Origin of the sequence: Mycolicibacter sp. MU0102 (assembly GCF_963378105.1) — a bacterium.
Taxonomy (GTDB): Bacteria; Actinomycetota; Actinomycetes; order Mycobacteriales; family Mycobacteriaceae; genus Mycobacterium; species Mycobacterium holstebronense.
In genome coordinates this window covers 4627543-4652391 of the sequence record NZ_OY726398.1, presented here as the reverse complement: position 1 = coordinate 4652391, position 24849 = coordinate 4627543, and the positions used below count along the sequence as shown (strand labels likewise).

20 protein-coding genes are annotated in these 24849 nt (G+C 67.8%); 9 read left to right on the top strand and 11 right to left on the bottom strand.

Translation table 11 applies throughout. The annotated features are described in order from the left end of the window. Positions 1-1140 carry an epoxide hydrolase family protein gene (locus RCP37_RS21580; RefSeq protein ID WP_308484949.1) on the bottom strand — a complete coding sequence of 380 codons (1140 nt, stop codon included), beginning with the start codon at positions 1138-1140 and terminating at the stop codon, positions 1-3. Continuing rightward, positions 1127-1729, bottom strand: a complete 603-nt coding sequence (locus RCP37_RS21575; protein WP_308484948.1) for a TetR/AcrR family transcriptional regulator — start codon at positions 1727-1729, stop codon at positions 1127-1129. The genes RCP37_RS21580 and RCP37_RS21575 overlap by 14 nt, the downstream gene beginning before the upstream one ends. 81 nt (positions 1730-1810) lie before the next feature. Here RCP37_RS21575 and RCP37_RS21570 point away from each other — a divergent pair, with 81 nt between their 5' ends. Genes RCP37_RS21570 through RCP37_RS21560 form a run of 3 tightly spaced genes read left to right on the top strand, consistent with a single transcriptional unit; the run spans position 1811 to position 5073 of the window. After that, positions 1811-3574, top strand: a complete 1764-nt coding sequence (locus tag RCP37_RS21570; protein WP_308484947.1) for an N-acyl-D-amino-acid deacylase family protein — start codon at positions 1811-1813, stop codon at positions 3572-3574. Positions 3575-3610: 36 nt separating this feature from the next. Continuing rightward, positions 3611-4114, top strand: coding sequence for an SRPBCC family protein (locus RCP37_RS21565; protein WP_308487198.1), 504 nt, complete (start codon positions 3611-3613; stop codon positions 4112-4114). A gap of 14 nt (positions 4115-4128) precedes the next feature. Further along, positions 4129-5073, top strand: coding sequence for an oxidoreductase (locus RCP37_RS21560; protein ID WP_308484946.1), 945 nt, complete (start codon positions 4129-4131; stop codon positions 5071-5073). Here RCP37_RS21560 and RCP37_RS21555 read toward each other — a convergent pair. Continuing rightward, a complete protein-coding gene (locus RCP37_RS21555) occupies positions 5042-5662 on the bottom strand; it encodes a TetR/AcrR family transcriptional regulator (protein WP_308487197.1) in 621 nt (206 codons plus the stop codon). The two genes, RCP37_RS21560 and RCP37_RS21555, sit on opposite strands and share 32 nt — an antisense overlap. 153 nt (positions 5663-5815) lie before the next feature. On the opposite strand from RCP37_RS21555, the gene RCP37_RS21550 reads away from it, so the two are divergent. After that, the gene (locus RCP37_RS21550; RefSeq protein ID WP_308484945.1) at positions 5816-7273 is read left to right on the top strand and encodes an aldehyde dehydrogenase family protein; all 1458 of its coding nucleotides are present in this window, start codon (positions 5816-5818) and stop codon (positions 7271-7273) included. A 4-nt stretch (positions 7274-7277) separates the two neighbouring features. Here RCP37_RS21550 and RCP37_RS21545 read toward each other — a convergent pair whose 3' ends face one another. Further along, complete coding sequence (locus tag RCP37_RS21545; RefSeq protein ID WP_308484944.1) at positions 7278-9326, bottom strand: MMPL family transporter; 2049 nt, start codon at positions 9324-9326, stop codon at positions 7278-7280. A 67-nt stretch (positions 9327-9393) separates the two neighbouring features. Between RCP37_RS21545 and RCP37_RS21540 the strand changes: the two genes are divergently transcribed. Next, on the top strand, positions 9394-10020 hold the full coding sequence (locus tag RCP37_RS21540; RefSeq protein WP_308484943.1) for a hypothetical protein: 627 nt from the start codon (positions 9394-9396) through the stop codon (positions 10018-10020). A 2-nt stretch (positions 10021-10022) separates the two neighbouring features. On the opposite strand, the gene RCP37_RS21535 is transcribed toward RCP37_RS21540, so the two are convergent. From RCP37_RS21535 to RCP37_RS21515, 5 genes are all read right to left on the bottom strand, one after another. Then, complete coding sequence (locus tag RCP37_RS21535) at positions 10023-10694, bottom strand: maleylpyruvate isomerase family mycothiol-dependent enzyme (protein ID WP_308484942.1); 672 nt, start codon at positions 10692-10694, stop codon at positions 10023-10025. Continuing rightward, on the bottom strand, positions 10687-11136 hold the full coding sequence (locus RCP37_RS21530) for an SgcJ/EcaC family oxidoreductase (protein WP_308484941.1): 450 nt from the start codon (positions 11134-11136) through the stop codon (positions 10687-10689). The genes RCP37_RS21535 and RCP37_RS21530 overlap by 8 nt, the downstream gene beginning before the upstream one ends. Next, the gene (locus RCP37_RS21525; RefSeq protein ID WP_308484940.1) at positions 11133-12482 is read right to left on the bottom strand and encodes an NAD(P)/FAD-dependent oxidoreductase; all 1350 of its coding nucleotides are present in this window, start codon (positions 12480-12482) and stop codon (positions 11133-11135) included. Before RCP37_RS21525 ends, RCP37_RS21530 begins: the two co-directional genes overlap by 4 nt. Positions 12483-12567: 85 nt before the next feature. After that, positions 12568-15552 (bottom strand): MMPL/RND family transporter, encoded by a 2985-nt coding sequence (locus RCP37_RS21520; RefSeq protein WP_308484939.1) that lies wholly within the window; start codon positions 15550-15552, stop codon positions 12568-12570. After that, a complete protein-coding gene (locus RCP37_RS21515) occupies positions 15549-16004 on the bottom strand; it encodes an MmpS family transport accessory protein (protein WP_308484938.1) in 456 nt (151 codons plus the stop codon). The genes RCP37_RS21520 and RCP37_RS21515 overlap by 4 nt, the downstream gene beginning before the upstream one ends. 125 nt (positions 16005-16129) lie before the next feature. Here RCP37_RS21515 and RCP37_RS21510 point away from each other — a divergent pair, with 125 nt between their 5' ends. Next, positions 16130-16747, top strand: a complete 618-nt coding sequence (locus tag RCP37_RS21510) for a TetR/AcrR family transcriptional regulator (protein WP_308484937.1) — start codon at positions 16130-16132, stop codon at positions 16745-16747. A 199-nt stretch (positions 16748-16946) separates the two neighbouring features. Here the strand turns inward: RCP37_RS21510 and RCP37_RS21505 are convergent, their stop codons facing one another. Together RCP37_RS21505 and RCP37_RS21500 are read right to left on the bottom strand one after the other, a co-directional pair. Next, a complete protein-coding gene (locus RCP37_RS21505; protein ID WP_308484935.1) occupies positions 16947-17396 on the bottom strand; it encodes an Rv1352/Rv1906c domain-containing protein in 450 nt (149 codons plus the stop codon). Between the two features lie 53 nt (positions 17397-17449). Further along, complete coding sequence (locus RCP37_RS21500; RefSeq protein ID WP_308484934.1) at positions 17450-18091, bottom strand: class I SAM-dependent methyltransferase; 642 nt, start codon at positions 18089-18091, stop codon at positions 17450-17452. A gap of 54 nt (positions 18092-18145) precedes the next feature. Here RCP37_RS21500 and RCP37_RS21495 point away from each other — a divergent pair, with 54 nt between their 5' ends. The 3 genes from RCP37_RS21495 to car all read left to right on the top strand — a co-directional run bounded on the left by RCP37_RS21495 (position 18146) and on the right by car (position 24826). Further along, entirely contained in the window at positions 18146-18946 is an 801-nt protein-coding gene (locus tag RCP37_RS21495) for a rhomboid family intramembrane serine protease (RefSeq protein WP_308484933.1), read from the top strand. A gap of 146 nt (positions 18947-19092) precedes the next feature. Beyond that, on the top strand, positions 19093-21168 hold the full coding sequence (locus tag RCP37_RS21490; protein WP_308487196.1) for an SGNH/GDSL hydrolase family protein: 2076 nt from the start codon (positions 19093-19095) through the stop codon (positions 21166-21168). Between the two features lie 142 nt (positions 21169-21310). Next, the gene (gene car, locus RCP37_RS21485) at positions 21311-24826 is read left to right on the top strand and encodes a carboxylic acid reductase (RefSeq protein ID WP_308484932.1); all 3516 of its coding nucleotides are present in this window, start codon (positions 21311-21313) and stop codon (positions 24824-24826) included. Positions 24827-24849: the final 23 nt, after the last annotated feature.

Below are 24849 nucleotides of genomic sequence, written 5' to 3'. Positions count from 1 at the left end.
CTAGAACACCGCCTGCGCCACCAGCACGTCGGCGAAGGCCGCCAGGTCAGCGGCGAAGATCGCGGGCTGCTCGAAGGCGGCGAAGTGCCCGCCGCGATCCTGAACGCTGTAGTGGACGAGGTTGTAGCGGTTGGCGGCCCACGCCCGCGGTGTCTGCAGCAGCTCATACGGATAGACCGCGTAGCCGGTCGGCACGGTGACGCGCCCTTGCCACGAGCTGAGCGCGCCGTTGCCGGCGCGGGCGGACTCGCAGTACAGCCGAGCGGCCGAGGTCGCGGTCACCGTCAGCCAGTAGAACATCAGGTTGTCGATGAGCCGGTCGGTGCTGATCGGCATGCCCTCGCGAATGTCGCACCAGGCGTGGAACTTCTCCAGAATCCAGCCGGCCAGGCCCACCGGTGAATCGTCGAGGCCGAAGCCCAGCGAATGTGGGCGAGTGGCTTGCTGATTCAGGTATGCGGTGCCGTCGGCGGTGCGCTGCACCGAGTCGATGATCGCCGCCTGCTCGGCCGGTGTCACCGCGGCCATCAGCTCGGGGTTGTCGTGATCGGGCGGGGCGAAGCACATGTTGGTGTGGATGGCCGCGACGCGGCCCGCGTAGTGCTCGCCGAGGTGGCGGGTGACCAGCGCGCCCCAGTCACCGCCCTGGGCGACATACCGGTGATAGCCCAGCTGTCCCATCACGTCGGCCGCGGCAGCCGCCACGGCCGCGACGTCGACACCGGGCCGGCGGGTGGGCCCGGAGAACCCGTACCCGGGCATCGAGATGACCACGACGTGGAATCTCTTCCGCAGCAGCGGCACTGCGTCGAGGAACTCCACAATCGAGCCGGGCCAGCCGTGGGTGATCAGCAGCGGGATAGCGTCGGGCTCTGGCGACCGTGCGTGCAGGAAGTGCACGCGCTGCCCGGCGGCCTCGGTGACGAACGAGCCGAGCGCGTTGACCTCGGACTCGACGCGCCGCCAGTCGTAGTTGTGCAGCCAGTGCTCCACCACGGACCGGAGGAAGCTTTGGTTGGTGCCGTAATCCCAGGCCGCGCCGTCGATCTCCGCCGGCCAGCGCGAGTTGGCGAGCCGGCGGCGCAGATCATCGAGTTCGGCCTCGGGGACGCGCAGCGGGAACGGTTCAGGGTGCGTCACGATGACCTCCGGTCAGTCCGTCGATGATGTGGTCGCTGACGAAGCGGCGCACGGCGCGGGGATTGTCGAGATTCACCCGCATCGGCGGCAGCAACTCGAAGCTGAACAGCATCCGCACGATCCATTCACCGGCGCGGCCCGCGTCGAGAGTGGCGTCGACTTCGCCGTGGCGTTGCGCGGCGCAAACCAGCGGCATCCACAGCGCCACGGAGCGCTGCATCAGGTCGTCGCCACCGTGCTCGAGCAGCAGGACCAGCACGCTCTGATTGATTGTGCGCGGCTCGGCGGCCGATCTGCGGCGATGCGCCGAAATCAGTACCGCGGCGGCCGCCACCTGCTCGGCCAGGGTGTCCAGCTCGTGAACCTCGGCGGCCATGGTCTCGATGAACGCCGCGGACAGCTGGTCGAGCGCCGCGGCGATAGCGTCATCGCGGGTGCCGAAGGCGTTGTGCACGGTGCCGCGTGACACGCCTGCTGTTTCGGCGACCGCGGTGAGGCTGAAGCGCCGGGGACCGAGCTGACGCAGGGTCTCGGTGGCGGCCAGGAGCAACGGCGGGGGGAGCGGTTTCGACGATTTCTCACCGGGCACTTGCACACATTATCGAGATGTGTACAAATTGATCAACACCGTTCTTGGGTGCGCTCGACGCCACTATCGAAGGAGACGGCTGTGTACGACCTCACGATCACTGGTGGCACCGTCGTCGACGGCACGGGCGAACAGCGCTATTTGGCCGACGTCGGCGTCCGGGACGGACGCATCGTGGCCGTCCAGCGTCGCACCGGAGCCGGTGATCCGGGGCTGACGGGTGCAGCGGCCGAAACGATCGATGCCACCGGCAAAGTCGTCGCGCCCGGGTTCGTTGACATCCACACCCACTACGACGGGCAGGTTAGCTGGGACAGTCTCCTGGAGCCGTCCAGCGGTCACGGCGTGACCACGATCGTCAGCGGCAACTGCGGGGTCGGGTTCGCCCCGGTGCGGCCCGGCAGCGAGGACTGGCTGATCAAGCTGATGGAGGGCGTCGAGGACATTCCGGGCACCGCGCTCACCGAAGGCATCACCTGGGGATGGGAGAGCTATCCCGAGTACCTCGACGTACTTGACGGGAAGAACTTCGCCGTCGACGTCGGCAGTCAGGTCGCCCACGGGGCGATCCGCGCCTACGCCATGGGCGAGCGCGGTGCCCGCAACGAGCCGGCGACGCCCGACGACATCGCGGCGATGAGCCGCCTGGTGCAGGAAGCTGTCGAGGCTGGGGCGCTGGGATTTTCGACGTCGCGCACCCTGGCACACCGGGCCATGGACGGTGAGCCGGTACCGGGGACCTTCGCCGCCGAAGACGAACTGTTCGGCCTGGGCCGGGCCATGGCGGCCGGCGGACGGGCGGTCTTCGAACTGGCGCCGCAGGGGGCGGCCGGTGAGGACATCGTCGCGCCGAAGAAAGAGCTCGAATGGATGCAGCGCCTGGGTGCCGAGATCGACCGGCCGGTGTCGTTCGCGCTGATCCAGGTCGACGCCGACCCGAATCTGTGGCGCGAACAGCTGGACATCTCCGCGGCCGCCCACCAGGCCGGCAGCGCGCTGTACCCGCAGATCGCCGCGCGACCGTTCGGCATGCTGCTGGGATTCCCCGGGCACCACGCGTTCACCCACCGTCCGACCTACCGCCGGCTGAAGGCGCAGTGCAGCCGCGCTGAACTGGCCCAGCGGCTCGCCGAACCGGCGGTCAAGGCGGCGATCCTGTCCGAGGACGATCTGCCGCCGGACCCGTCTGTGCAGTTCGACGCGATGTTCGCGCTGGTCCAGCATTCCCTGCACCGCATCTACGACCTGGGTGACCCACCGGACTACGAGCCGACCCCGGACCGTGCGGTCGCGGCGATCGCCGCGGCGCGCGGCGAAGATCCGCTGGCAACGCTCTATGACCTGATGCTGGAGGCCGACGCCGGCGCCATGCTGATGCTGCCGTTCTTCAACTACGCCGACGGCAACCACGACGCGATCCGCGAGATGCTCACCCACCCCGCCGGTGTGCTGGGGCTCTCCGACGGCGGCGCGCACTGCGGAATGATCTGTGACGCCTCCTATCCCACCTACCTGCTCACACACTGGGCGCGCGATCGGCATCGCGGCGACAAGCTGCCCCTGGAGTACGTGGTGCGTAAACAGTGCCGCGACACCGCGCAGCTGTTCGGCCTGGGCGATCGCGGGGTCATCGAGGTCGGCAAGAAGGCCGACATCAATGTGATCGACATGGAGGCGCTGACGCTGCAGCCGGCGCGGATGGCCTATGACCTGCCGGCCGGCGGTCGCCGTCTGCTGCAGGGCGCGAGCGGGTATGTTGCGACGATCGTCAGCGGTACCGTCACCCGGCGCAACGGCGCCGACACCGGTGCACGGCCCGGGCGTCTGGTGCGCGGAGCGCGCTAGTAGGCCACCACCGAAAGGAACCAGCAGTTGTCTCGGATGCATCCGTGTGAGCAGGTCGGCCTCGATTTTCTCGAGCGTGCGCCGCAGCGGTTCAGCAACAGCGTTGACCTGGCCGTGACGCCCGAGCAGATCTGGGAGGTGCTGGCCGACGCCGAAGCCTGGCCGCACTGGGCCAGCGTCATCACCAACGTGACCTGGACCAGCCCCGAACCGCACGGTGTCGGCACCACCCGCGTCGTCGACATGCGTGGAGGCATCATCGGGGACGAGGAGTTCCTGGCCTGGGAACCCGGACGGCACATGGCCTTTCGCTTCAATGCGAGCTCGACCTCGGCGCTGGCGGTGTTCGTCGAGGACTACCTCATCGAGCCCACCGGCCAGGGGTGTCGGCTCACCTGGACGCTGGCCAATCGGTTGACCGGCCCGGCAGCGTGGTTCTCGCCGATCAGCGGCCCGCTGATGAATCTGGGATTTCGCCGCTTCCTGTCCAACCTGCGCCGCTACACCGACCAGCGTTTCGCGACGGCGAGCCGCGGGTAAGGCGGTCTGCTCGCATGAGCGTGGCGCAGTGGTCGTTGGAGCAGGGTTCGGCCCAGGCCGGACGGACAGCGGTCGTGACCGGGGCCAACACCGGGGTCGGCCTCGAAGTCGCGCGGGGACTGGCGATCCTCGGCGCCACGGTCGTGCTGGCCTGCCGCAATACCGATGCGGCTGCTGCGGCCCGGCAAGACATTCTCCGATCGGCTCCGGCCGCACGCGTCGACGTGGTTCGACTGGACGTCAGTGACCTGACCTCGGTGCGGGCTTGCGCGGACGAGCTGCGGGCCGGGTATCCGGTGATCGACATCCTGGTCAACAACGCCGGTGTCATGCACCAGACCCGGCAGCTGACGGTCGACGGGTTCGAGGGTGACTTCGGCACGAACTTCCTTGGGCCGTTTGCGTTGACGGGGCTGCTGCTGGATCGCGTGCTCGCCTCCCCAACGGGACGGATCATCGCGGTGAGCAGCAAGACCCACCGCAGTGGCCGGATCGCGTTCGACGACCTGCAGTTGGCGACGTCGTTCACCCCGGCGGTGGCCTACACCCAGTCCAAGCTTGCCCAATTGATGGCCACCTACGAACTGCAGCGGCGGCTGGAAACGGCGGGCAGTTCGGCGATCGCGTTGGCGGCGCACCCGGGCGGCACTCGCACCTCGATCCTGCGGGAGCAGTCCAGGGCGGTCCGTTGGGTGTTCAACAGCCGGTCTCGCCACGTGACGGGGTGGTTCACTCAGGGTCCGGCGGAAGGGGCACTGCCGATGTTGCGGGCAGCAACTGACCCGGCGGCGGTGGGTGGTCAGTTCTACGGCCCGGGTGGGCGTTTCGAGCAGATCGGCCCGCCGGTGTTGGTGCGGGCCGCCGGCCGGGCCTGTGACGCCGACGCGCAGCGGCGACTGTGGACGGTCGCCGAAGAACTCACCGGCGTCACTTACTCGCTGACGCGCGATCCGGCGTAGCGCTGCGCGCCGCGCTCACCGCCGGGGCGATCCACCGGCGCAGCAGGCGTCGTAGTTCGTCGCCCGGTGCGGGCAGCGGTGCCAGGATGAACGACTGCAAGGTCCGCAGCACCATCTCGATGATGTCGTCGATACCCTGATCGTCATACCCGGTCCAGTCGACATCGAGACGGTCGAGCAGGGAGTGTCCGAAGCTGCGACCGGTGTCGGTGGTGACGGTCACGGCAAAGGCGCTGGCCTGTTGGGAGCGCAGCAGCAGACCGACATAGGGGTCGTGGGGGAGGCGCTCCAGGGTGAGTGCGACGCCCTCGGCAACCGCTTCGCCGGGATCGGTCATTCCGGCCAGGGCTTCGGCCAGCTGATCCAGAAAGGCACCGGCGCCGTCGGCGGCCGTTGCCGCCAGCAGCTCCTCGGTACTGGGGAAGTAGCGGTAGACCGTCTGCCGGGTGACGCCGAGCATGCGCGCGACGTCGGCGATGCTGGTCTGCTCGCCGCGTTCGTCGATGGTCTGGCGGGTGGCTTGCAGAATCCGCGCCACCGCTTCTTCGTCGCTGGCGGGCACATTCCCGCCCCAACCGCGGGTGCGCATCAGATCCCCAGTGCCGGGGTGCGACGCCGATTCATAGCCGGAACCGTAGCCCCGGTCGCCGCCGAGCGGAGCAATGCCCGCTGTTGACCCCGCCGTGTCCCGAATGCTAAGCAGGTGCACAGCATCTGCCTTCGCGACCAAAGGACCCCGTCAATGACAGTGCAGTCGGTAATCGATGATCTTGCGAAGCGCCCCGGTAGCGGTGAGGTCATCCGGGTCATCGACCCGGCCACCGAAGAGCAGATTACCGAGTTCCGCGACGCCGGCCCCGAAGCCGTCAACGAAGCCGTCGCCGCCGCCAAAGCCGCCTACCAGTCGGGTGTGTGGACCGATATCCCGGGCCGGCAGCGCGCCAAGGCGCTGTGGCGCCTGGGCGACCTGATCGATGAGCACGCCAAGGAGTTCGCCGAGCTCGAATCCCTGGACGCCGGCATGCCGCCGGCCCAGGCCGAGATGATCGTGTCCACCTGCGCGGAGTTCTTCCGCTACTACGCCGGCTGGTGCACCAAGATCAGCGGCAACAGCTACCAGGTGCAGATGGAGGGTGGCGTCAACAGCACCCACGCCAATTTCCACGCCTACACCCAAAAGGAGCCGTACGGTGTCGTCGGCCTGATCTACCCGTGGAACGGCCCGCTGTTCAACGCCTGTGCGAAGGTCGCACCTGCCCTGGCCGCCGGGTGCAGCAGCGTCGTCAAACCTGCCGAGGAGACCCCGCTGTCGGCGGTGCTGCTGGAACGGCTGATCACGCAAGCCGGTGTGCCCGAAGGGGTCACCAACTTCGTGATCGGCTATGGCGCCACCGCCGGCGCCGCGATCACCGCGCACCCGGACGTGGAGAAGGTCGCCTTCACCGGCTCCACCGAGGTCGGCAAGCAGATCATGCGTGACTCGGCGGACAACCTGAAGAAGGTGACCCTGGAGCTGGGCGGCAAGTCCCCGGTGCTGATCTACGAGGACGCCGACCTGGACATGGCGATCATGATGGCCTCGATGGGTATCTTCGTGCACTCCGGTCAGGGCTGTGTGTGCGGCTCGCGGGTGTTCGTGCAGCGCAGCGTCTACGAGCGCGTGGTGGCGGGTATCGCGATGATCGGCGACAACCTGGTGCTGGGTGGGCCCAAGGACGAGGGCGCGATGATCAGCCCGCTGGTCAGCCAGAAGCAACTCGACCGCGTGCTGGGCTACATCGACCAGGGCAAAAAAGACGGCGTCGAGATCGTCAGCGGCGGCTACCGGCTGGACCGCAAGGGCTACTTCGTCAAACCCACCGTGGTCACTGGCGTCGACCCGGCCACCAGCCGGCTGTACAAGGAGGAGATCTTCGGACCGGTCGTCACGATCCTGCCGTTCGACGACGACGACGAAGCCGTTGCGATGGCCAACGACACCAGCTACGGCTTGGCCGCCACCGCCTGGACCACCAACCTGGCGCGCGCGCACAACCTGGGCAAGCGGCTCAACGCCGGCATGGTGGGGCTGAACTGCCAGCTGACGTTCGACCACAATGTCCCGTTCGGCGGCTACAAGCAGTCCGGCCTCGGCAAGGAGTTCGGCCACGAGGGCATCGAGGCCTACCTGAAGACCAAGTCGATCTGGGCGGCGCTCTAAGAGGTCAGCGCGGCAGGCTGGGCCACCAGACTCGATCGCCGATCAGTGAGAACAGCGCCGGAATCACCAGTGTGCGAACGACGAACGTGTCCAACAGGATTCCCAAGCCCACGATGATGCCCAGCTGGGTCAGCACAATCAACGGCAGCACCCCGAGCACGCAGAACACCGCTGCCAGCACGATGCCGGCACTGGTGATAACCCCGCCGGTGGCTGACACCGCGCGCACCATGCCGCCGCGGGTGCCGTGGTCGGCGGTCTCCTCGCGGGCGCGGGTCACCAGGAAGATGGTGTAGTCCACTCCCAGCGCTACCAGGAACAGGAACGCCAACAGCGGAGTGCTGTTGTCCAGCGCCGGAAATCCGAACAGGTGCAGGCTGGCCCAGCAACCCAGCCCGAGCGCGGCGACCGCGCTGAGCACCGTCGCCGCCACCAGGACAGGCGGGGCCAACACTGCCCGAAGCAGCACGAACAGCACGGTGAGCACCACCAGCAGGATCAGCGGAATCAGCACCGCGCGGTCGCGCACGGCCCCGTCACGGATATCGAGGGCCTGTGCGTCGGCGCCACCCACCAATGCCCGTGTGTCCACCGCACCGACCGAATCGCGAAGTCCGGCAACGGTACGGAAAGCCTCGTCCGTTGCCGGGGCGGCATCGAGCACCACCGACCACATGGTTCGTCCGGTCTCCGACACACCCGTCTGGACCACCGAGACCACGCCGGGGACCGCGGTGATCGCCCGCTTGAGCTGCTGGGCCCGGGCACTGGAGCCGATCACGACGGTCGGGCTCGCCGCGCCGTCCGGAAAATGTGCTGCCAGCGTGTCGAATCCGGTCACCGAGTCGGCCTGTAACCGGAACTGCTCAGTCTGCGACAACCCGATTCCGGCGCCGACCAATCCGGCGGCCGACACCGCCAGAACGGCAACCGCCGCTGTGCACACCAGGGCCGGGCGGCGCGAGACCGCCTCGGCGACACGATGCCATGGGCCGTCCGGCGTAGCGGCACCGCCTGTGGCGCGGGGAATGAACGGCCAGAACACCTTCCGGCCGACCAACACCAGCAGCGGGGGCAACACCAACAGCACGAACACCGCGGCCACCACCAGCCCGCAGCTGGCGCAGATCCCGAGACTGCGGGTGCTCGGGGTGACTGCCAAGATCAACGTCAGCAGGGCCAGCACCACGGTGGCGTTGCTGGCCAGGATCGCCGGGGCGGCGGCGGCCACCGCACGGCGCAGCGCGGTGCGATGGTCGGCGTCGGTACGCAGTTCTTCGCGGTAGCGCGAAATCAGCAGCAGCGCATAGTTGGTGCCGGCCCCGAAGACCAAGACGCTGGTAATGCCTGCGGTGGAGCCGTCAAAGGTCACGCCCGCGGCGCGCGCGACATCGGCCCCCACCACCGAGGCCACCCGGTCGGCGAACGCGATCACCAGCAGCGGCGCCAGCCACAACACCGGCGAGCGGTAAGTGATGATCAACAGCAGCGCGACCACCAGCGCGGTGACTGCCAACAAGGTGACGTTGGCGCCGGTGAAGGCATCGGCAATATCGGCACCGAACGCCGGCCCGCCGGTGATGTGGGTCGACAGCGTCGGTGGCAACCCGTCGGCGGCGGCCGCCCGCAGGGCTTTGACCGCATCGGCGAGCCCGAAACCGGACAACTCGGCATTCAACGGCGCCGTAGCCAGCGCCGCCCGGTGGTCGGTGGACAGCAGCACCGGCGAGGCCGGGCCGGTGAGCACCTGGGGCAGCTGCGTCATGCGATCGCGGGCCGCAGTCACCGCCGCGAGGTCGGCCGGCGTCAGCGGCGCACCATCGCTGCGGGTGGCGACCAGCAGCGCGGTCGCCTGTTCCCCGCCGGCGAAGGTGGACAGCGCCGCGGCGGCTCGGGCGGATTCGGCGCTGGCCGGCAGCGCCTCGGGTGATTGGGTCGCTGCGGCGTTGTCGTTGCTGAGCACCATCAGCGCGACGGCGATCAGGATCGGAATCAGCGCAACGAGCCAGGAACGGCGGCCGGCGACGGCGGCGGACAATCGCTCCCACACCATCCGGCGAGCATGGCACCGAATCATTGGGCGAACAACCGAATGCGGGCTGATCGCCTACTGTGAATTCGTGACCGGCAATGCGAAGACGGCGATCTCGCGCCGCATCTTCCTGCGCGGTGCCGCCTGGTCGCTGCCGGTATTCGGTGCCGCGCTCGCCGGCCCGCGTGCGCTGGCCGTGCCGGCCGGCTCGACCGGGTGCGGGGATCCGTACGAGCTGATCGACAACTGCGCTGTGGAGTTGCCGGAGGAATTCAGCTGGACCAGCTTCTCCACCACCAGGGCGATTGGCGGCGGAACCAACTACGCAATCCAGTTCACCACCAGGATTCAGCCCGGGCCGCCGGTGCCGGCGGAAGCCACCGGCTACCGCATCGACAGCATCAGCATCGCCGGTACCAAACCCGACGGTTCGGCGTTTTCGGTGGCGCCGTCGATCGGTGAGACCGGTGTGCGGGCAATTTGGATCCGGACGATCGACTCATCGCTGGGTTTCGTGCTGGATGTGCCCTGGGATGCCAAGCAGTTGGTCCGCACGTTCGCCTACACCTACAACGTGGTCTACCTGAATTTATCCACCGAGATTCAAACCTGTACCTACCTGACCACGATGCAACTCGCCAACAACGGTGCCGTCGACGGCGGGGTCGGATCGGTGGCATTCTCCCCGCCGCGGTTGACCTCCTGCGGAGCTTGAGGTCAGCAGACCGGGATCGGTTGATCGTCGTCGCGGTGGCCGAAGGCGCCGAAGTTGTCGACCAGTCGCGCCGACGGCTCCGGGGACCAGTCCCAGCCGGCGATCTGACTGCGGGAGCGCCGGCTGAACAGGCCTCGCAGCAACTCGTAACCTGCCGCCCGCAACGCGGTGACGGATTCACCCGAACCGCAACGCCATTCCTGCCCCAGCTCGTCGCTGATCACCAGGGTATCGGTGTCAGGGAGGCGCCGGCCGGGTAAGCGGACCAGGACGTCCAGAAACAGCTGCCAGTGCTCGCGGTCGACCCGCGGCAGACCCAGCGCCTCGCGTAGGTCCCCCTCATGGCAGATCGCGTCCGCGGCGAGGTTGGGCCCGGCGAACCGCTCCGGCAGGCTCGCCTCTGCCGCCGGGGCCGCGCGTTCCCACTCGGTGAGCAGCTCGTCGACCGGGCGGTCGCGACGTTCGGCGACGTGCCGTGCGGTCCAGTATTCGCCCGGCGCCCCATCGAGTCGCTGCGCCAAGACATCTGCGGCGCCGCCGGTGAGGTGGGCCAGCACATCGTGTACCGACCATCCGGGAGTGGCCGGAACCGCGAGGTCCAATTGGTCCTCGGTGAGTCCGGCCGCCAGGGTGCTGATCCTGCCGCGTGCGGCTCGGTAGCTGGCGTCAAGCAAGGGAGACTCCTGTGTCGCGGCGTCGGGAAACGATTGTGCGCATGAGCCTTTGGGTCAGGCGACGATGGGTTGTGTTCTGCGAGGAGGTCAACAACCAGCCGGCACTGGTTCGCACCGCGACGCTGGTGTTGATCCGCACACCCCGGTTGGGGCCTCGCGCATTTTTGGTCACTACGGCGCGGGAGTGGATCAGTGCGACGTCCGGTGTCACAAACCGCAGCGTAGATGCCTTGAGTTCCAGCCGTGTCCCTCGTAGCAACTTGGCGAACAGCGGGGCATACGACGCGGCGATGGCCTCCCGACCTTGGTAGCGGTCGCCCAGGAAAGTGACGTAGTCCGCGTCGGGGGTGAAGACGGATGCGTAGGCCGCGGGATCGCCCGCATTCCAGCCGGCGACCTGTTGGGCGATGAGCTCCCGGATGGCGGTTTCGTCATCGTTCATGAGGCGAATCCCGGGCCCCGCAGGTTCGCCAGCAGGATGCGGGCCAGCAGGACCGGATCACGCAACCGCGATGGGGAATCCACCAGGTTGCGCACTCGCAGAATGCGCTCGGTGACGGCGATGTCGCGGGACACGGCGGTCCCCACCGCCTCGGTGAACCACCCGCCCAACCGGCGGCGGATCGAGTAAGGGCGGTCGTCGGCAGTGGGACGATCCTGGGTCGCGTTTGCCGCCCAGATCGGTCCGATCTGGGCGGCCGCCGCGCGGAAGAAGCGCTGCGACAGCTCCGGCCCGCCATCTGCCAGACAGTCGCGCAGCGCCAGCGCCTGCAGTGCCGCGACCGTCATGCCTTGTCCGTGCAGCGGATTGAGTCGGCAGAGCCCGTCGCCGATCACCACCAGCCCTTCGGGGAAGCGGGTCATCTGGTGGTAGCGGCGCCACAGCGCTCCGGTGTCATGGGAGACCGCGATATCGCCCACCGGTGTGGCGTCGCGCAGCCCGGCCATGATCGATGCCGGAAGCAGCTGCCTGGCTGCGACCTGCATGGCGGTGAAATTTCTTGGGGGAGAGCCGTAGTCACCGTGGCGGGCGATCGACAGCATCCAGGTGTCGTGCTCGTAGGCCACCAGCAGCAGGCCGGGATAGGCGCGCCCCTGGTTGATGAAGACCATTTGGTCGGCGAGCCGTCCGGGCGGGATGCGCAGCAGCTGGCTGGAGTAAGCCCAAGCGGGGCGCAGGCGGTGGTCGGGCACGCAGCCGAAGCCGTGGCCGGCCAGGAATTCGGCGGTCCTCGAAGCCCGTCCGGTCGCGTCGATGACAAGGTCGGCGGGCAGAACCTGGGTGAGCTTGTTGTGCCGATTCGTGACTCGCACACCGCGGACGACCCCGCGATCGTGCACCGGCTCGATCGCGTCGTGGCCGTCGAGGAACGCGACGTTAGTGAGGTGGTCGACGCGTCGACGGACGTGGAACTCCATGAACGGTCGGCTCGCGCTGTAGATCGCCAGAGCTTGGGGATCTGCGAGCGTGCCCGTGCGGTTGAGCTCATGACGGCCGATGCGGGCGTAGCGCCCAGACAGATCGCCGTTGTCGATCACCACCGCGCCGGCGGTGGCGAGCTCGTCGAGAATCCCGGGAAACAGTTCGCCGAGGATGCCGGTGCCACGGGTGAGGAAACTGTGCAGATGGCGTCCCTGCGGGACCCCTTTGCGCTGGGCAGGGTGATCGGGGAGCCGATCGCGGTCCACGACCGTGACGGAGTCGTAGGACTCCGACGCCACTCGCGCCGCCAGCAACCCGGCTATCCCGGCTCCCAGCACCACCGCTGACGTACCCGATCTGACCATCGCAAGCCCCTCTCCGTGACGCCAGGGACCCACCATACAGATAAATTAAGAAAAATAAGAGTATCTTGGCGTAACAGTAAGATTCTTAGCCTGCCGGGACGGGTGGCGTCGGCGTCGCGGCCGGCCTACCCGGGCCGAACGTGACGCTGCCTTTACGTTCGGCGCCCACCGTGCGGCCACCTTCACGCTCGGCGGGGGATTCGGCGCGGGAATCGGCGGGAGGCCGCGGCTTAGCCGGGATCGGCGCCAGGCGCCGGTGCACGTTGATCGGCCACCAGAACCACCGGCCCAGCAACGCCGCGATCGACGGGGTGATCAGGCTGCGGACGATGAACGTGTCGAACAGCAGGCCCAGTCCGATGGTGGTGCCGATCTGCCCGACGGACCGCAGGTCGCTGGCGATCATCGCGATCATGGTGAAGGCGAACACCATGCCGGCTGCGGTCACCACCTTGCCGGTGGCGCCCATCGCCCGGATCAGCCCGGTGCGCAGACCCGTCCGAGACCCCGAGTTGATCTCCTCCTTCATCCGCGAGACCACCAGCAGGTTGTAGTCGGAGCCCACCGCAAGCAGCACGATCACCGACATCGCGATCACCAGCCACTGCAACTCGATGCCGAACACGTACTGCCACAACAACACCGACAGCCCGAACGAGGAGGCCAGCGAGAGCACCACGGTGCCCACGATCACAATCGAGGCCACCAGCGCCCGGGTGATCAGCAGCATCACCACGAAGATCAACACGATCGCCGCGATCGCCGCGATCAGCAGGTCGTAGTGCGCCCCGGTCGCGATGTCGGCGTAGGTGGCGGCGGTGCCGCCCAGATAGAACTTCGCCTTGGCCAGCGGTGTGCCCTTGACGGCTTCCTTGGCGGCCTGCAGTTCGGCGCCGACGTGCGAGATGCCGTCGACGGTCGCCGGATCGGTGTCATGGGTGATCAGGATGCGCGCCGCGGAGCCGTCCGGCGACATCATCAACTCCATCCCGCGCCGAAAGTCGGGACTGTCGAACGCCTCCGGCGGCAGGTAGAACATGTCGTCGTTCTTGGCGTCGTCGAACACCTGGCCCATCACCGCAGCGGTATCGGTCATCTGCTCCAGCTGGGTCACCACCTGGCTGAAGCTGCTGTGCATGGTCAGCATCAGGTCGCGCATGTTGGTGGTGATGGCGATCATCGGCGGGATCTGATCGGCGATCGCCGGCGTGATCTCGTCGACCCGGTCCAGCTGCTGGGCCAGGGCCGTGGTGTTCTCCGCCAGTTTGTCGAAGCCGTCGGTGGCGTCGAAGGCCGAGCGGAACGCGTTACAGACGCCGATGTTGAAGCAGTGCGGCTCCCAATAGAAATAGTTGCGCAGCGGGCGGAACTGGTCGTCAAAGTCGGCGATGCGGTCGCGGACCTCGGCCACGGTGCCTTCCATGTCGTGGGTCGCCTCGTCGGTGCCGTGGGTGGCATCGGAGAGTTGCACGGTCAGGCCGTGCAGCCGGTCCAGCACCGTGACCATCGACGAGAGCTGATCGGCCATGGTCTGGGTGTCGTCGAGGCGGGCGTGCAAGAACTGCAGGTTCTCCCGCATCGTGACGCCCTGCGCGCTGATCTGAAACGGCACCGATCCGTGTTCCATGGGCGGCCCCAGCGGCCGAGTGATGCTCTGCACCCGTTCGATGCCGGGGACCCGGAAGATGTTGCGCGCGATGCGGTCCAGCACCAGCATGTCGCGGGGATTGCGCATGTCGTGATCGGACTCGACCATCAGCATGTCCGGGTTCATCCGCGCGGAGCTGAAGTGCTTCTCGGCTGCGGCATAGCCGATGTTGGACGGGACGCCGGCCGGGATGTAGTGCCGGTTGTCGTAGCTGGTCTTATAGCCGGGCAGCACCAGGACGCCCACCGCCGCAATGGCGCTGGCGGCGGCCAGAATCGGCAGTGGCCAGCGCACCACGGCGGTGCCTACTTTGCGCCATCCGCCGGTCTTGGTCACCTGCTTGGGGTCCAGCAGCCCGAATCGGCTGCTGACCGCAAGCACCGCCGGAGCAAAAGTCAGCCCCATCGCCAGGATGGTGAACATGCCCAGCGCGCACGGCACCGCCAGGGTGTTGAAGTAGTTCAGCCGGGTGAAGCGCAGGCACAGCATCGCCCCGGCGATGGTCAGGCCGGAGCCCAGGATGACGTGGCTGACGCTGGACAGCGTGGTGTTCTGGGCGGTTTCACGCTGCTCACCGGCGTTGCGCGCCTCGTGGTAGCGCCCGATCAAAAAGATCCAATAGTCGGTTCCGGCCGCGATGGCCAGCGCGGTGAGGATGCTGACCACGAATGTTGAGATCGCGAAGACGTGGGCGTTGCTCAGCAGCGCGATCAGCCCGCGGGCCACACTCATCTCGGTGACGACCACCAGCAGCCCGATCATCGTGGTCGCGATCGAGCGGTACACCACCAGCAGCATCACCGCGATGACGGCCATGGTGATGCCCGTCATCTTCACCATGGAGGCGTCACCGGCCTCATTGGTGTCGGCGACCAGCGCCGCTTGACCGGTCACATAGGAGCGCAGTCCGGCCGGCGGGTCAGATCCTTCGACGATCTCGCGCACCGCGTCCACCGACTCCACGCCCTGCGCCGAACCCTGGTTGCCCGCCAGATGTACCTGCACGTAGGCGGCCCGGCCGTCCTCGCTCTGCGAGCCCGCCGAGGTGACTCGGTCGCCCCAGAAGTCCTGCACGTGTTCGACATGGGCGGTGTCGGCCTGCAACGTCGCCACCAGCCGCTTGTAGTAGCGGTGGGCATCCTCGCCCAGCTCGGTTTCGCCTTCCAGCACGATCATCAGCACGGAGTCGCTGGTGAACTCGCCGAACTTCTCGCCGATGTGCTTCATCGCGATCACCGACGGCGCATCCTGCGGGGAGAGCGACACGGCGTTGCGGGCGCCGACGACCTCCAGCTGTGGCACCAGCAGGTTGGTCGCGGCGGCTGCGGCGAGCCAGAAGAAGATGATCGGGATGGCGCACGCGCGGATCAGCCGCGGGAACCAGGGGGCTTTGGCGCCGGTGGGATTGCGGTCGCCGCTCATGCCGCTTTCACCACGCAAAATGTCGCGGCGCTGTGGCCGTCGGCCCGGTGTTCGTCGCGCAGTTCGCCGTTGACGGTGATTCGACAACCCAGCTCGCGGCTGTCGCCCTGGGCCATGACGTTGGCGAACACACTCGGCTGCGTGGTGGTCAGCGTCAACGACCAGGGCAGCGAGTGGAACTGGGCCTCCCGGGACTGGGCGCGTTCGTCGACGTAGCTGACCATGCCCGACGTCGATTCGGGGCCGTAGAGCTCGTAGGTGACGTACTTCGGCACGGTAGAGACGATTTCGCCACCGGTGCCGCCGGCGACCGCCGCCCCGTCCGCGCCGAACACGCCGTGGAACCGGTAGATGACCAGCCCGCCGATCGCGGCGACCGGGACGATCACCAGCACGATCCACAGTCGCTCGAGCAGGCCTCGAAGACTTCCCGGCTTTCTCATTACGCTCATGACCATTAACCTTACGGCCGTAACGAAACGAGTGTAAAGTTAAATGGTGCCAGCTCACACTTGCGCGCGCAAGATGTTATGCCGAACGCAAGTGAGGACAACTAACAGACCGTTAGGATCACCGCGTGCCCACTCCCCCTCGTCGGCGCAATTTGCGAGGTCACGGCGCGCTGCTGCGCGACGAGATCCTGGCTGCCGCTGTTCGGGTTATCGACGGGGCGGACAGCGAAGCCGAGGTTTCGCTGCGCCGCATCGCCCGGGAGGCCGGCATCGCCGCACCTTCGGTGTACGCACACTTCGACGACTTGGAGCGGGTGCTCGAGTCAGTCGCCGAGTCGAGCTGGGTTCAGGTCTCCGACGAGATCGCCGAACACGTCCAGCGAGCCACTGACCCGCGGGAACGCCTGCTCATCGGATGTCGGGTATACGTGTCGTTCGCGCAGCGCCACCCGTTGCGCTACGCCCTGATGACCCAGGACGGTCACGCTCCGCCGGCGGCCCGCCGGGCGCTGGCCGTCGTGACCAGAGGGTTGCTGGCCTGCCGGGGGGAGACGCCGGATTCGGACTCGGATCCCGATTCGGACCGGATCGCCGCAGCGTTGTCCGTGGCACTGCACGGCGTCGCGATGCTGCATCGCACCGACGCCCCAAATCTGTGGCTCAGTGATTTCAGCACCGACGAGGTGATCGGAACACTGGTTGACGGCGCAACGTTATTGCTGTCCCAGGCGGAACCAGTCTGAGCTGAAGGTCGCTGCGGTCTGTCCTTTGCAACGGCGCGATCCCGCGTGACGTACAGGCAATTTTCATTGAATGCTCAGTTCAGGCGGCCGGGCGTTCCTCAACGATCTGGCGGCGCCCGATCGAGTCGGACTTTGGCGACGCGTCCACGGCGTGTTCCGTCGTGAGACTCCGACTCGCGGGTGGGCGTCGGCGTTTGACCTAGCCGCCGCTAGGAGCAGGGGCCGGGGCCGGCGGCCGAGGCTGCGGCACGAAGCCTTTCAATACGTCGGGCAGGCCCACCGATTGTTGCGGTACCGGCGCGCAGGTGGGTGGGCATTCGGTCAGCTGCCAGGTCTGGCAGCGGTCGGTCCGGAACGAAGTGTCGCTCGGCTCGATCAGCACGACCTGGGCTTTCTTGGTCATCGCGCTGTCGAGGGTCTTACCGCCGCCGATACGGCGCCAGTAGCAGGCCTCGCCGTCACGCGGGCCGTCGGAGCGGTAGGTGCCCGGCACGATGTCCTTGCCAACCGCGAAGGTGCCGTCGCCGTCGATCACCTGCTTAGGCGCGGGCGGGGGAGGAGGGGCCGGATCAGCCCCGGCGATCCCGGCCGCAGTCAACCAGGTTGTCAGCGCGATCGCCGTCGTCCCGGCCAGCTTCATCGATCTCATACCTAACGAAGGTACCGGGAAGGAATCGCAGGGGCCGGGGCGTCGCCGGCCGTTTACGGTTTGACGCCGACCGTGATCAGGTCCGACACGACCAGCGTCCAGGCCGGACGTGCCACGCGATGCTGGTCGGGAACGGTGAAACCGGCGTCGGTGAACAGCGTGCGCATCTCACTGGGCGTCGGCTGGCGCGCCGGGTTCCACCGAATCCCGGCCAGCGCCTTGAGCGGGTCGGATAGCCGGGGGCTCATCGCGGTGACCGCCGCCATCCCGCCCGGCGCCAACACTCGGTAGAACTCGCGCACCGCGGCCGGCTGGTTGAAGAAGTGAAACGCCGAGCTGGTGACCACCGCATCGAGCGCGCCGTCTTCGAACGGCAGCTGCTCGGCGGGCCCGGTCAGCCACTGCACGCGCGACGAGCGTTCCCGTGCCTCGTTGAGCATGCCGTCGGACATGTCCACCCCGTAGACCGCCGCCGGGGACAGCTCACGCTCGATCCGGTCGGCCAGGATGCCGGTGCCGCAGGCGATGTCGGCCACCCGGGCCGGCTGGTGCGACCGCAGCGCGGCGATCAGCTCGTCCTGGGCCGGACGGTAGACCCAACGTTGCAGAAATTGGGCGTCGTAGGCCGGAGCGGCGAAGCTCCAAAACCGGGTGACGACGTCATTGAACGCTTGGCGTGGAGCTTGAGACGACATGGTCTGAAATCTACCGGCAGCGCCCCGGCAAACGTGCTCTGAGAGGGTATAGCCATGACCGTCTGCTACCGGCATCCCGATCGGGCCACCGCGCTGCGCTGCACCCGGTGTGACCGTTACATCTGCGGGGACTGCATGCGGGGGGCAGCCGTCGGCCAGCATTGCGTGGACTGCGCGCAGGCGGGTGGCACGCCGGTGCGCCGGGCGGCGCGGCCGCGGGTCCGCGCCGCCGCGGGAACACCGGTGGTCACCTACGGGCTGATCGCGCTGAGCGTGCTGGCCTTCCTCGCGCAGTTGTCGTCGCAGGAGATCGAGTCCGAGTTGGTGCTCTGGACACCGGCGGTGGCCCACGGCCAGGTTTACCGGCTGCTGACGTCGGCGTTCCTGCATTACGGCCCGATGCACCTGCTGCTCAACATGTGGGCGCTGTACGTGGTGGGACCCGAGCTCGAGGGCCTGCTGGGTCGGGTGCGATACAGCGCGCTGTACCTGCTCAGTGCGCTGGGCGGCTCGGTTGCCGTCTACCTGTTGGCGCCGATCACCACCGCGACCGCCGGCGCTTCCGGCGCCATCTTCGGCTTGTTCGGCGCCACGCTGGTCATCGGACGCCGCCTGCGGATGGACGTCCGCGCGGTGGGCGCGGTGATCGTGGTCAACCTGATTTTCACTTTCACCATTCCGCACATCAGTTGGCAGGGACACGTCGGTGGTCTGATCACCGGAGTGCTGATCGCGTTCGCCTACGTCTACCCGCCGCAGGCGAGCCGGACCCGGATTCAGGCGGTGGCCAGCCTTGCGCTGTTGGCACTGTTCATCGCGCTGATCTGGTGGCGCACTGCCGAATTGGTCTACTGATCGCGCGCGTGTCATCCGGCTGAGACGACCGCTCGCCCCCTAAGCTTTCGGTGGTCCACCAGCGAGAGGATCGACCAATCGGCGCCAACGGCGACCAAGATGACATGAGTCGACCGGCCGGGAACCGGACTCGCCAGGCCACCTCGATGCGCACCTCGGGTAAATCCCGCTGGGTTGCGCCGGCCCCGCGTGCCGCCCGGTTGACCACTGCGCGCGCCGCCGACCGCGTTCGGCGGGAGCGACGACGCCCGGGCATTCACGCGTTGGACGGTCTGCGTGCGCTGGCCGTCGCGTTGGTGTTGGCCGACCACGGCGGCATCCCCGGACTGTCGGGTGGGTTCTTGGGTGTGGACCTGTTCTTCGTGCTGAGCGGATTCCTGATCACCTCGCTGCTCATCGACGAGCTGGGCCGGACCGGCCGGATCGACCTCACCGGTTTCTGGATCCGGCGCATCCGCCGGCTGCTGCCGGCTCTGGTGCTCATGGTGCTGACCGTCGCCATAGCCCACGAGCTGCTGCCGTCGGAGGCGGTGGTGGGACTGCGCGAGGACGCGATCGCCGCCTTCTTCTGGGTGGCCAACTGGCGGTTCGTCGCCCAACACACGGACTACTTCACCGAAGCCGGCACGCCGTCGCCGCTGCAGCACACCTGGTCGCTCGGCGTCGAGGAGCAGTACTACTTCTTATGGCCGCTGCTGCTGATCGCGATCGCGTTGCTGCTGGGGGCTCGCGCCCGGCGCCGCGGCGGGTGGGCCACCGTCGGCGGGGTGCGACTGACCGTTTTCCTGTTGGCCAGCGCAGGGGCGGCGGCTTCGGCGACGGCCGCGGAGATGCTGGCCTCAGACGCCACCCGCGATCGCGTCTACTTCGGCACCGACACTCGTGCGCAGGCCCTGCTGATCGGTGCCGCGGCCGCGGCCCTGCTGGTGGGGGACTGGCCGGCGCTCACCGCGGGCTGGTCGGTGGTGCGCACCCGCCGCGCGCTGTGGGTCGCTCGGCTGCTGCCGCTGGGTGGGCTGGCCGTACTGGCGATGGCGGCCCACCGCGCTACCGGCACGGCCGCGGAGTTCCACGGCGGCCTGCTCACGCTGGTGGCCGTCGCTGCGATCGCGGTGATCGCCCCGATCGCGCTGCATCAGAGCGGTCTGGTCGCCCGGGCGTTGGCCTGGTCGCCGCTGGTGTGGCTGGGGACGATCTCCTACGGCGTATACCTGTGGCACTGGCCGGTCTTCCTGGTCCTCAACGGCCAGCGCACCGGGTGGTCGGGGTGGGCGTTGTTCGCCGTGCGGTGCGCCGCCACGCTGCTGCTCGCGACGGTGTCATGGTGGGTCCTTGAGGAGCCGATCCGCCGCTGGCGGCCGGCGCGGGTGTCGCTGCTGCCGCTGGGGGCCGCCGTCAGCGGTACTGCGGTGGCGGTCACCGTGCTGGTGGTCCCGGTCGTCGAGCGGCCCACGGCCGAGAATGGGGTGACCCCGGATGTGGCCGCGGCGGCCGCGGTGTCTCCCTCGCCGCCTGCGCGGCTTTCGGAGTCCAAAAAGCCACCAACGCAGGCCGCGCGACGCGACCCCAACCGGCCGCGCACCGTGTCGGTGTTCGGTGATTCGATCGGCTGGACCCTGATGCACTATCTGCCGGACACCCCCGGTTACGACTTCATCGACCACACCGTCGTCGGCTGCAGCATTGTGCGAGCCGGCCCGTACCGCTGGGCCGGCAAGGTCATCGACCAGGGCAAGGAGTGCGACGGATGGCCGGCGCGCTGGACTCGGCAGGTCAAGGCCGACCAGCCCGATGTCGTGCTGTTGTTCGTCGGCCGCTGGGAAACCGTGGACCGAGTCAACGAGGGCCAGTGGTCGCACATCGGCGACCCGACCTTCGACGCCTACCTGACCGCGGAGCTGCGCCGTGCGCTCGACGTGCTGGAGTCCGCCGGCAGCCGGGTCGTGGTGACGACCGTGCCCTACAGCCGTTACGGCGAGCGGCCCGACGGCAGCCTGTGGCCTGAGGACAAACCGGAGCGCGTCGACCGCTGGAACGCCCTGCTGCGCCGGGAGGTCGCCGGGCGGGAAGCCGTCACGGTGATGGACCTGAACAAGAAGCTGGGGCCGGCCGGAACCTACACCGCCAAAGTCGACGGCATCAAGGTCCGCAGCGACGGCATTCACCTCACGCCCGAAGGGGTGAAGTGGCTGCTCCCGTGGCTGGAGGAATCGCTGAGCTGACCCTCACTGGCAAACAGCCGTGAGTGCAACGTCACACCAGTTCAGGGGTCCGAAATTAAGTTAGTTTTGCTAACGTAGTTTACATCGGCGCAGACTGCGCCCCTGAAAATCACTTTCACGAAATATCCGTTAGAGGTTCGATATGTCGACTGTTTCCACCACCGCTGACGAGGAGCAACTCGCCCGCCGCATCGCCAACCTGGTCGCCACAGACCCGCAGTTCGCCGCTGGCCGGCCCGACCCGGCCGTCGCCACCGCTGTCGAAGGACAGTCACGGCTGGCGCAGATCGCCCGGACCGTCTTCGAGGGCTACGCCGACCGGCCGGCGCTCGGGCAGCGTGCCGTCGAGTACGTCACCGATCCGGCCACCGGCCGCAGCACCGCAGCCCTGCTTCCGCGCTACGAAACCATCACCTATGGCGAACTCGGTGAGCGAGTCCGCGCCACGGCCGCCGCCCTGGCCGCCGGCGCCGTGCGGCCCGGCGACCGGGTTGCGGTGCTGGGGTTCACCAGCGTCGACTACACCGTCATCGACGTGGCGCTGGGCCAGATCGGCGCTGTTTCAGTGCCGCTGCAGACCTCAGCGGCGATCAGCACGTTGGTGCCGATCGTGACCGAGACCGAGCCCCGGGTCATCGCTGCCAGCGTTGACTCGCTGTCCGATGCGGTCGAATTGGTGCGGACGGGCCCGACCCCCACCCGCTTGGTGGTCTTCGACTACCACGAGCAGGTCGACGACCACCGCGAGGCGCTTGCCGATGCTCGGGCGCAACTGGCCGGCGTTGAGGTGGTTGTCGAGCCGCTCGCCGACCTGCTGGCCCGCGGTCGCGCTCTTTCCTTGCCGGCCCAGGCAGACTCCGGCGACGACGCCAACCCACTGGCACTGCTGGTCTACACCTCGGGCAGCACCGGCGCCCCCAAGGGTGCGATGTACCCGGAGAGCAATGTGGCCCGGATGTGGGTGCGGTCGACCAAGAACTGGTTCGGCCCGACTGCCGTCTCGATCACGCTGAACTTCATGCCGATGAGCCACATCATGGGGCGCGGCATCTTGTATGGCACCCTCGGCAACGGCGGTACCGCCTACTTCAGCGCACGCAGCGACCTGTCCACCTTCCTCGAAGACCTCGCCCTGGTTCGCCCGACCGAACTGAACTTCGTCCCCCGGATCTGGGAGATGCTCTACCAGCACTTCCGCAGCGAAGTCGATGGCGTGAGCGGAGACCGGGCCGCGGCCGAAACGCAGGTCTTGGCGCAGATGCGCGCTGAGCTGCTCGGCGGGCGGTGCGTGTTCGCGATGACCGGCTCGGCGCCGATCTCGGATGAGCTGCGGTCCTGGGTCGATCAGCTCACCGAGCAGCATGTGCTCAACGGCTACGGCTCCACCGAAGCGGGCATGGTGCTCTTCGACGGCGAAGTGCAGCGGCCGCCGGTAGTCGACTACAAGCTGGTCGACGTGCCGGACCTGGGCTACTTCGGCACCGACACCCCACACCCGCGCGGCGAACTGCTGCTCAAGACCGAGAACCTGTTCCCCGGCTACTACAAGCGGCCTGAGGTGACCGCCGAGGTGTTCGACGCCGACGGTTACTACCGGACCGGCGATGTGGTGGCCGAGATCGCACCGGACCACCTGGTCTACGTCGACCGGCGCAACAACGTGCTCAAGCTGGCCCAGGGCGAGTTCGTCACCCTGGCGAAGCTGGAGGCGGTGTTCGGCAACAGCCCGCTGGTGCGCCAGATCTACGTGTACGGCAACAGCGCTCAGCCCTATCTGCTGGCCGTGGTGGTCCCGACCCCGGAAGCTGCGGCGCGCTTCGACTCCGAGGCCGCCCTCAAGGCCGGTATCGCCGAGTCGCTGCAGCAGGTGGCCAAAGACGCCGACCTGCAGTCCTACGAAGTTCCGCGCGACTTCATCGTCGAGACTGAGCCGTTCACGCTGGAGAACGGACTGCTGACCGGGATCCGCAAGTTGGCCTGGCCGAAGCTGAAGGCGCACTACGGCGATCGCCTTGAGCGCCGCTACGCCGAGCTGGCCGAGGGGCAGGCCAGTGAGTTGAGCGAACTGCGTCATCATGGAGCGCAGCGCCCGGCGCTGGAGACCGTCAGCCGCGCCGCCGCGGCGCTGTTGGGAGCCTCGGCCGGCGACCTGGCCCCAGAGGCCCATTTCACCGACCTGGGTGGGGACTCGCTGTCGGCGCTGACATTCGGCAACCTGCTGCGTGACATCTTCGACGTCGACGTGCCGGTGGGCGTGATCGTCAGCCCGGCAAACGATTTGGCGGCGATCGCCGACTACATCACCGCCGAGCGCAACGGCTCCAAGAGGCCGACATTCGCCTCGGTGCACGGCCGGGACGCGGTCGAGGTGGCTGCGACCGACCTGACCCTGGACAAGTTCCTCGACGAGGCGACCCTGGCTGCGGCTCCGTCGCTGCCCGGCCCCTCCGAGCAGGTGCGCACCGTGCTGCTGACCGGTGCGACCGGCTTCCTGGGTCGCTACCTGGCGCTGGAGTGGTTGCAGCGGTTGGCCCCGGTGGACGGAAAACTGATCTGCCTGGTGCGGGCGAAGTCCGACGAGGATGCCCGCCGACGGCTGGACAATGTGTTCGACAGTGGAGACGAGCAGCTGCTGGCGCACTACAGCGAACTGGCCGCCAAGCACCTTGAGGTGATCGCCGGTGACAAGGGCGAAGCGAACCTTGGCCTGGACCAAGAAGTTTGGCAGCGTCTGGCGGACACCGTCGACGCGATCGTCGACCCGGCGGCGCTGGTCAACCACGTGTTGCCCTACAGCGAGCTGTTCGGCCCGAACGCGCTCGGCACCGCCGAGCTGATCCGGATCGCGCTCACCAGCAAGATCAAGCCGTTCACCTACTTCTCCACAATTGGTGTGGGCGACCAGATTCCGCTGGGCAAGTTCACCGAGGACGCCGATGTCCGGGTGATGAGTGCGGTCCGGGCGATCAACGACGGGTACGCCAACGGTTACGGCACCAGCAAGTGGGCCGGCGAGGTGCTCTTGCGTGAGGCCAACGACCTGTGCGGCCTGCCGGTCGCGGTGTTCCGCTGCGACATGATCCTGGCCGACACCAGCTACGCCGGCCAGCTGAACCTGCCCGACATGTTCACCCGGATGATGTTCAGCCTGGTTGCGGCCGGCGTGGCGCCGGGTTCGTTCTACGAACTGGGCGCCGACGGTCAGCGGCAGCGCGCGCACTACGACGGCCTTCCGGTGGAGTTCATCGCCGAGGCGTCCACCACGCTGGGGTCCTTTGCGACGGGCGGGTACACCACCTACCACGTGATGAACCCGTACGACGACGGTTTGGGGATGGACGAATTCGTCGACTGGCTGATCGAAGCCGGTTACCCGATCCGGCGGATCGCCGACTACGGCGACTGGCTGCAGCGGTTCGAGACCACGCTGCGGGCGCTGCCGGAAAACCAGCGCCAGGCGTCGCTGCTACCGCTGCTGCACAACTACCAGAAGCCGCAGCCGCCGATCTGCGGGTCGATCGCACCGACGGACAGGTTCCGGGCTGCGGTGCAGTCGGCCGGGATCGGGCCTGACCCCGAGCATCCCGACATCCCGCATGTCACGCCGGCGGTGATCGTCAAGTACGTCACCGATCTGCAGCTGCTCGGACTGCTCTGAGTGAAGCGCTGAATAGCGCTTGC

Coding starts and splice junctions, on each gene's coding strand:
- RCP37_RS21565 (WP_308487198.1), top strand. CDS start 3,611: ATGCATCCGTGTGAGCAGGTCGGCCTCGATTTTCTCGAGCGTGCGCCG.
- RCP37_RS21560 (WP_308484946.1), top strand. CDS start 4,129: ATGAGCGTGGCGCAGTGGTCGTTGGAGCAGGGTTCGGCCCAGGCCGGA.
- RCP37_RS21555 (WP_308487197.1), bottom strand. CDS start 5,662: ATGCGCACCCGCGGTTGGGGCGGGAATGTGCCCGCCAGCGACGAAGAA.
- RCP37_RS21550 (WP_308484945.1), top strand. CDS start 5,816: ATGACAGTGCAGTCGGTAATCGATGATCTTGCGAAGCGCCCCGGTAGC.
- RCP37_RS21545 (WP_308484944.1), bottom strand. CDS start 9,326: ATGGTGTGGGAGCGATTGTCCGCCGCCGTCGCCGGCCGCCGTTCCTGG.
- RCP37_RS21530 (WP_308484941.1), bottom strand. CDS start 11,136: ATGAACGATGACGAAACCGCCATCCGGGAGCTCATCGCCCAACAGGTC.
- RCP37_RS21525 (WP_308484940.1), bottom strand. CDS start 12,482: ATGGTCAGATCGGGTACGTCAGCGGTGGTGCTGGGAGCCGGGATAGCC.
- RCP37_RS21520 (WP_308484939.1), bottom strand. CDS start 15,552: ATGAGCGGCGACCGCAATCCCACCGGCGCCAAAGCCCCCTGGTTCCCG.
- RCP37_RS21515 (WP_308484938.1), bottom strand. CDS start 16,004: ATGAGCGTAATGAGAAAGCCGGGAAGTCTTCGAGGCCTGCTCGAGCGA.
- RCP37_RS21505 (WP_308484935.1), bottom strand. CDS start 17,396: ATGAGATCGATGAAGCTGGCCGGGACGACGGCGATCGCGCTGACAACC.
- RCP37_RS21500 (WP_308484934.1), bottom strand. CDS start 18,091: ATGTCGTCTCAAGCTCCACGCCAAGCGTTCAATGACGTCGTCACCCGG.
- RCP37_RS21495 (WP_308484933.1), top strand. CDS start 18,146: ATGACCGTCTGCTACCGGCATCCCGATCGGGCCACCGCGCTGCGCTGC.
- RCP37_RS21490 (WP_308487196.1), top strand. CDS start 19,093: ATGCGCACCTCGGGTAAATCCCGCTGGGTTGCGCCGGCCCCGCGTGCC.
- car (WP_308484932.1), top strand. CDS start 21,311: ATGTCGACTGTTTCCACCACCGCTGACGAGGAGCAACTCGCCCGCCGC.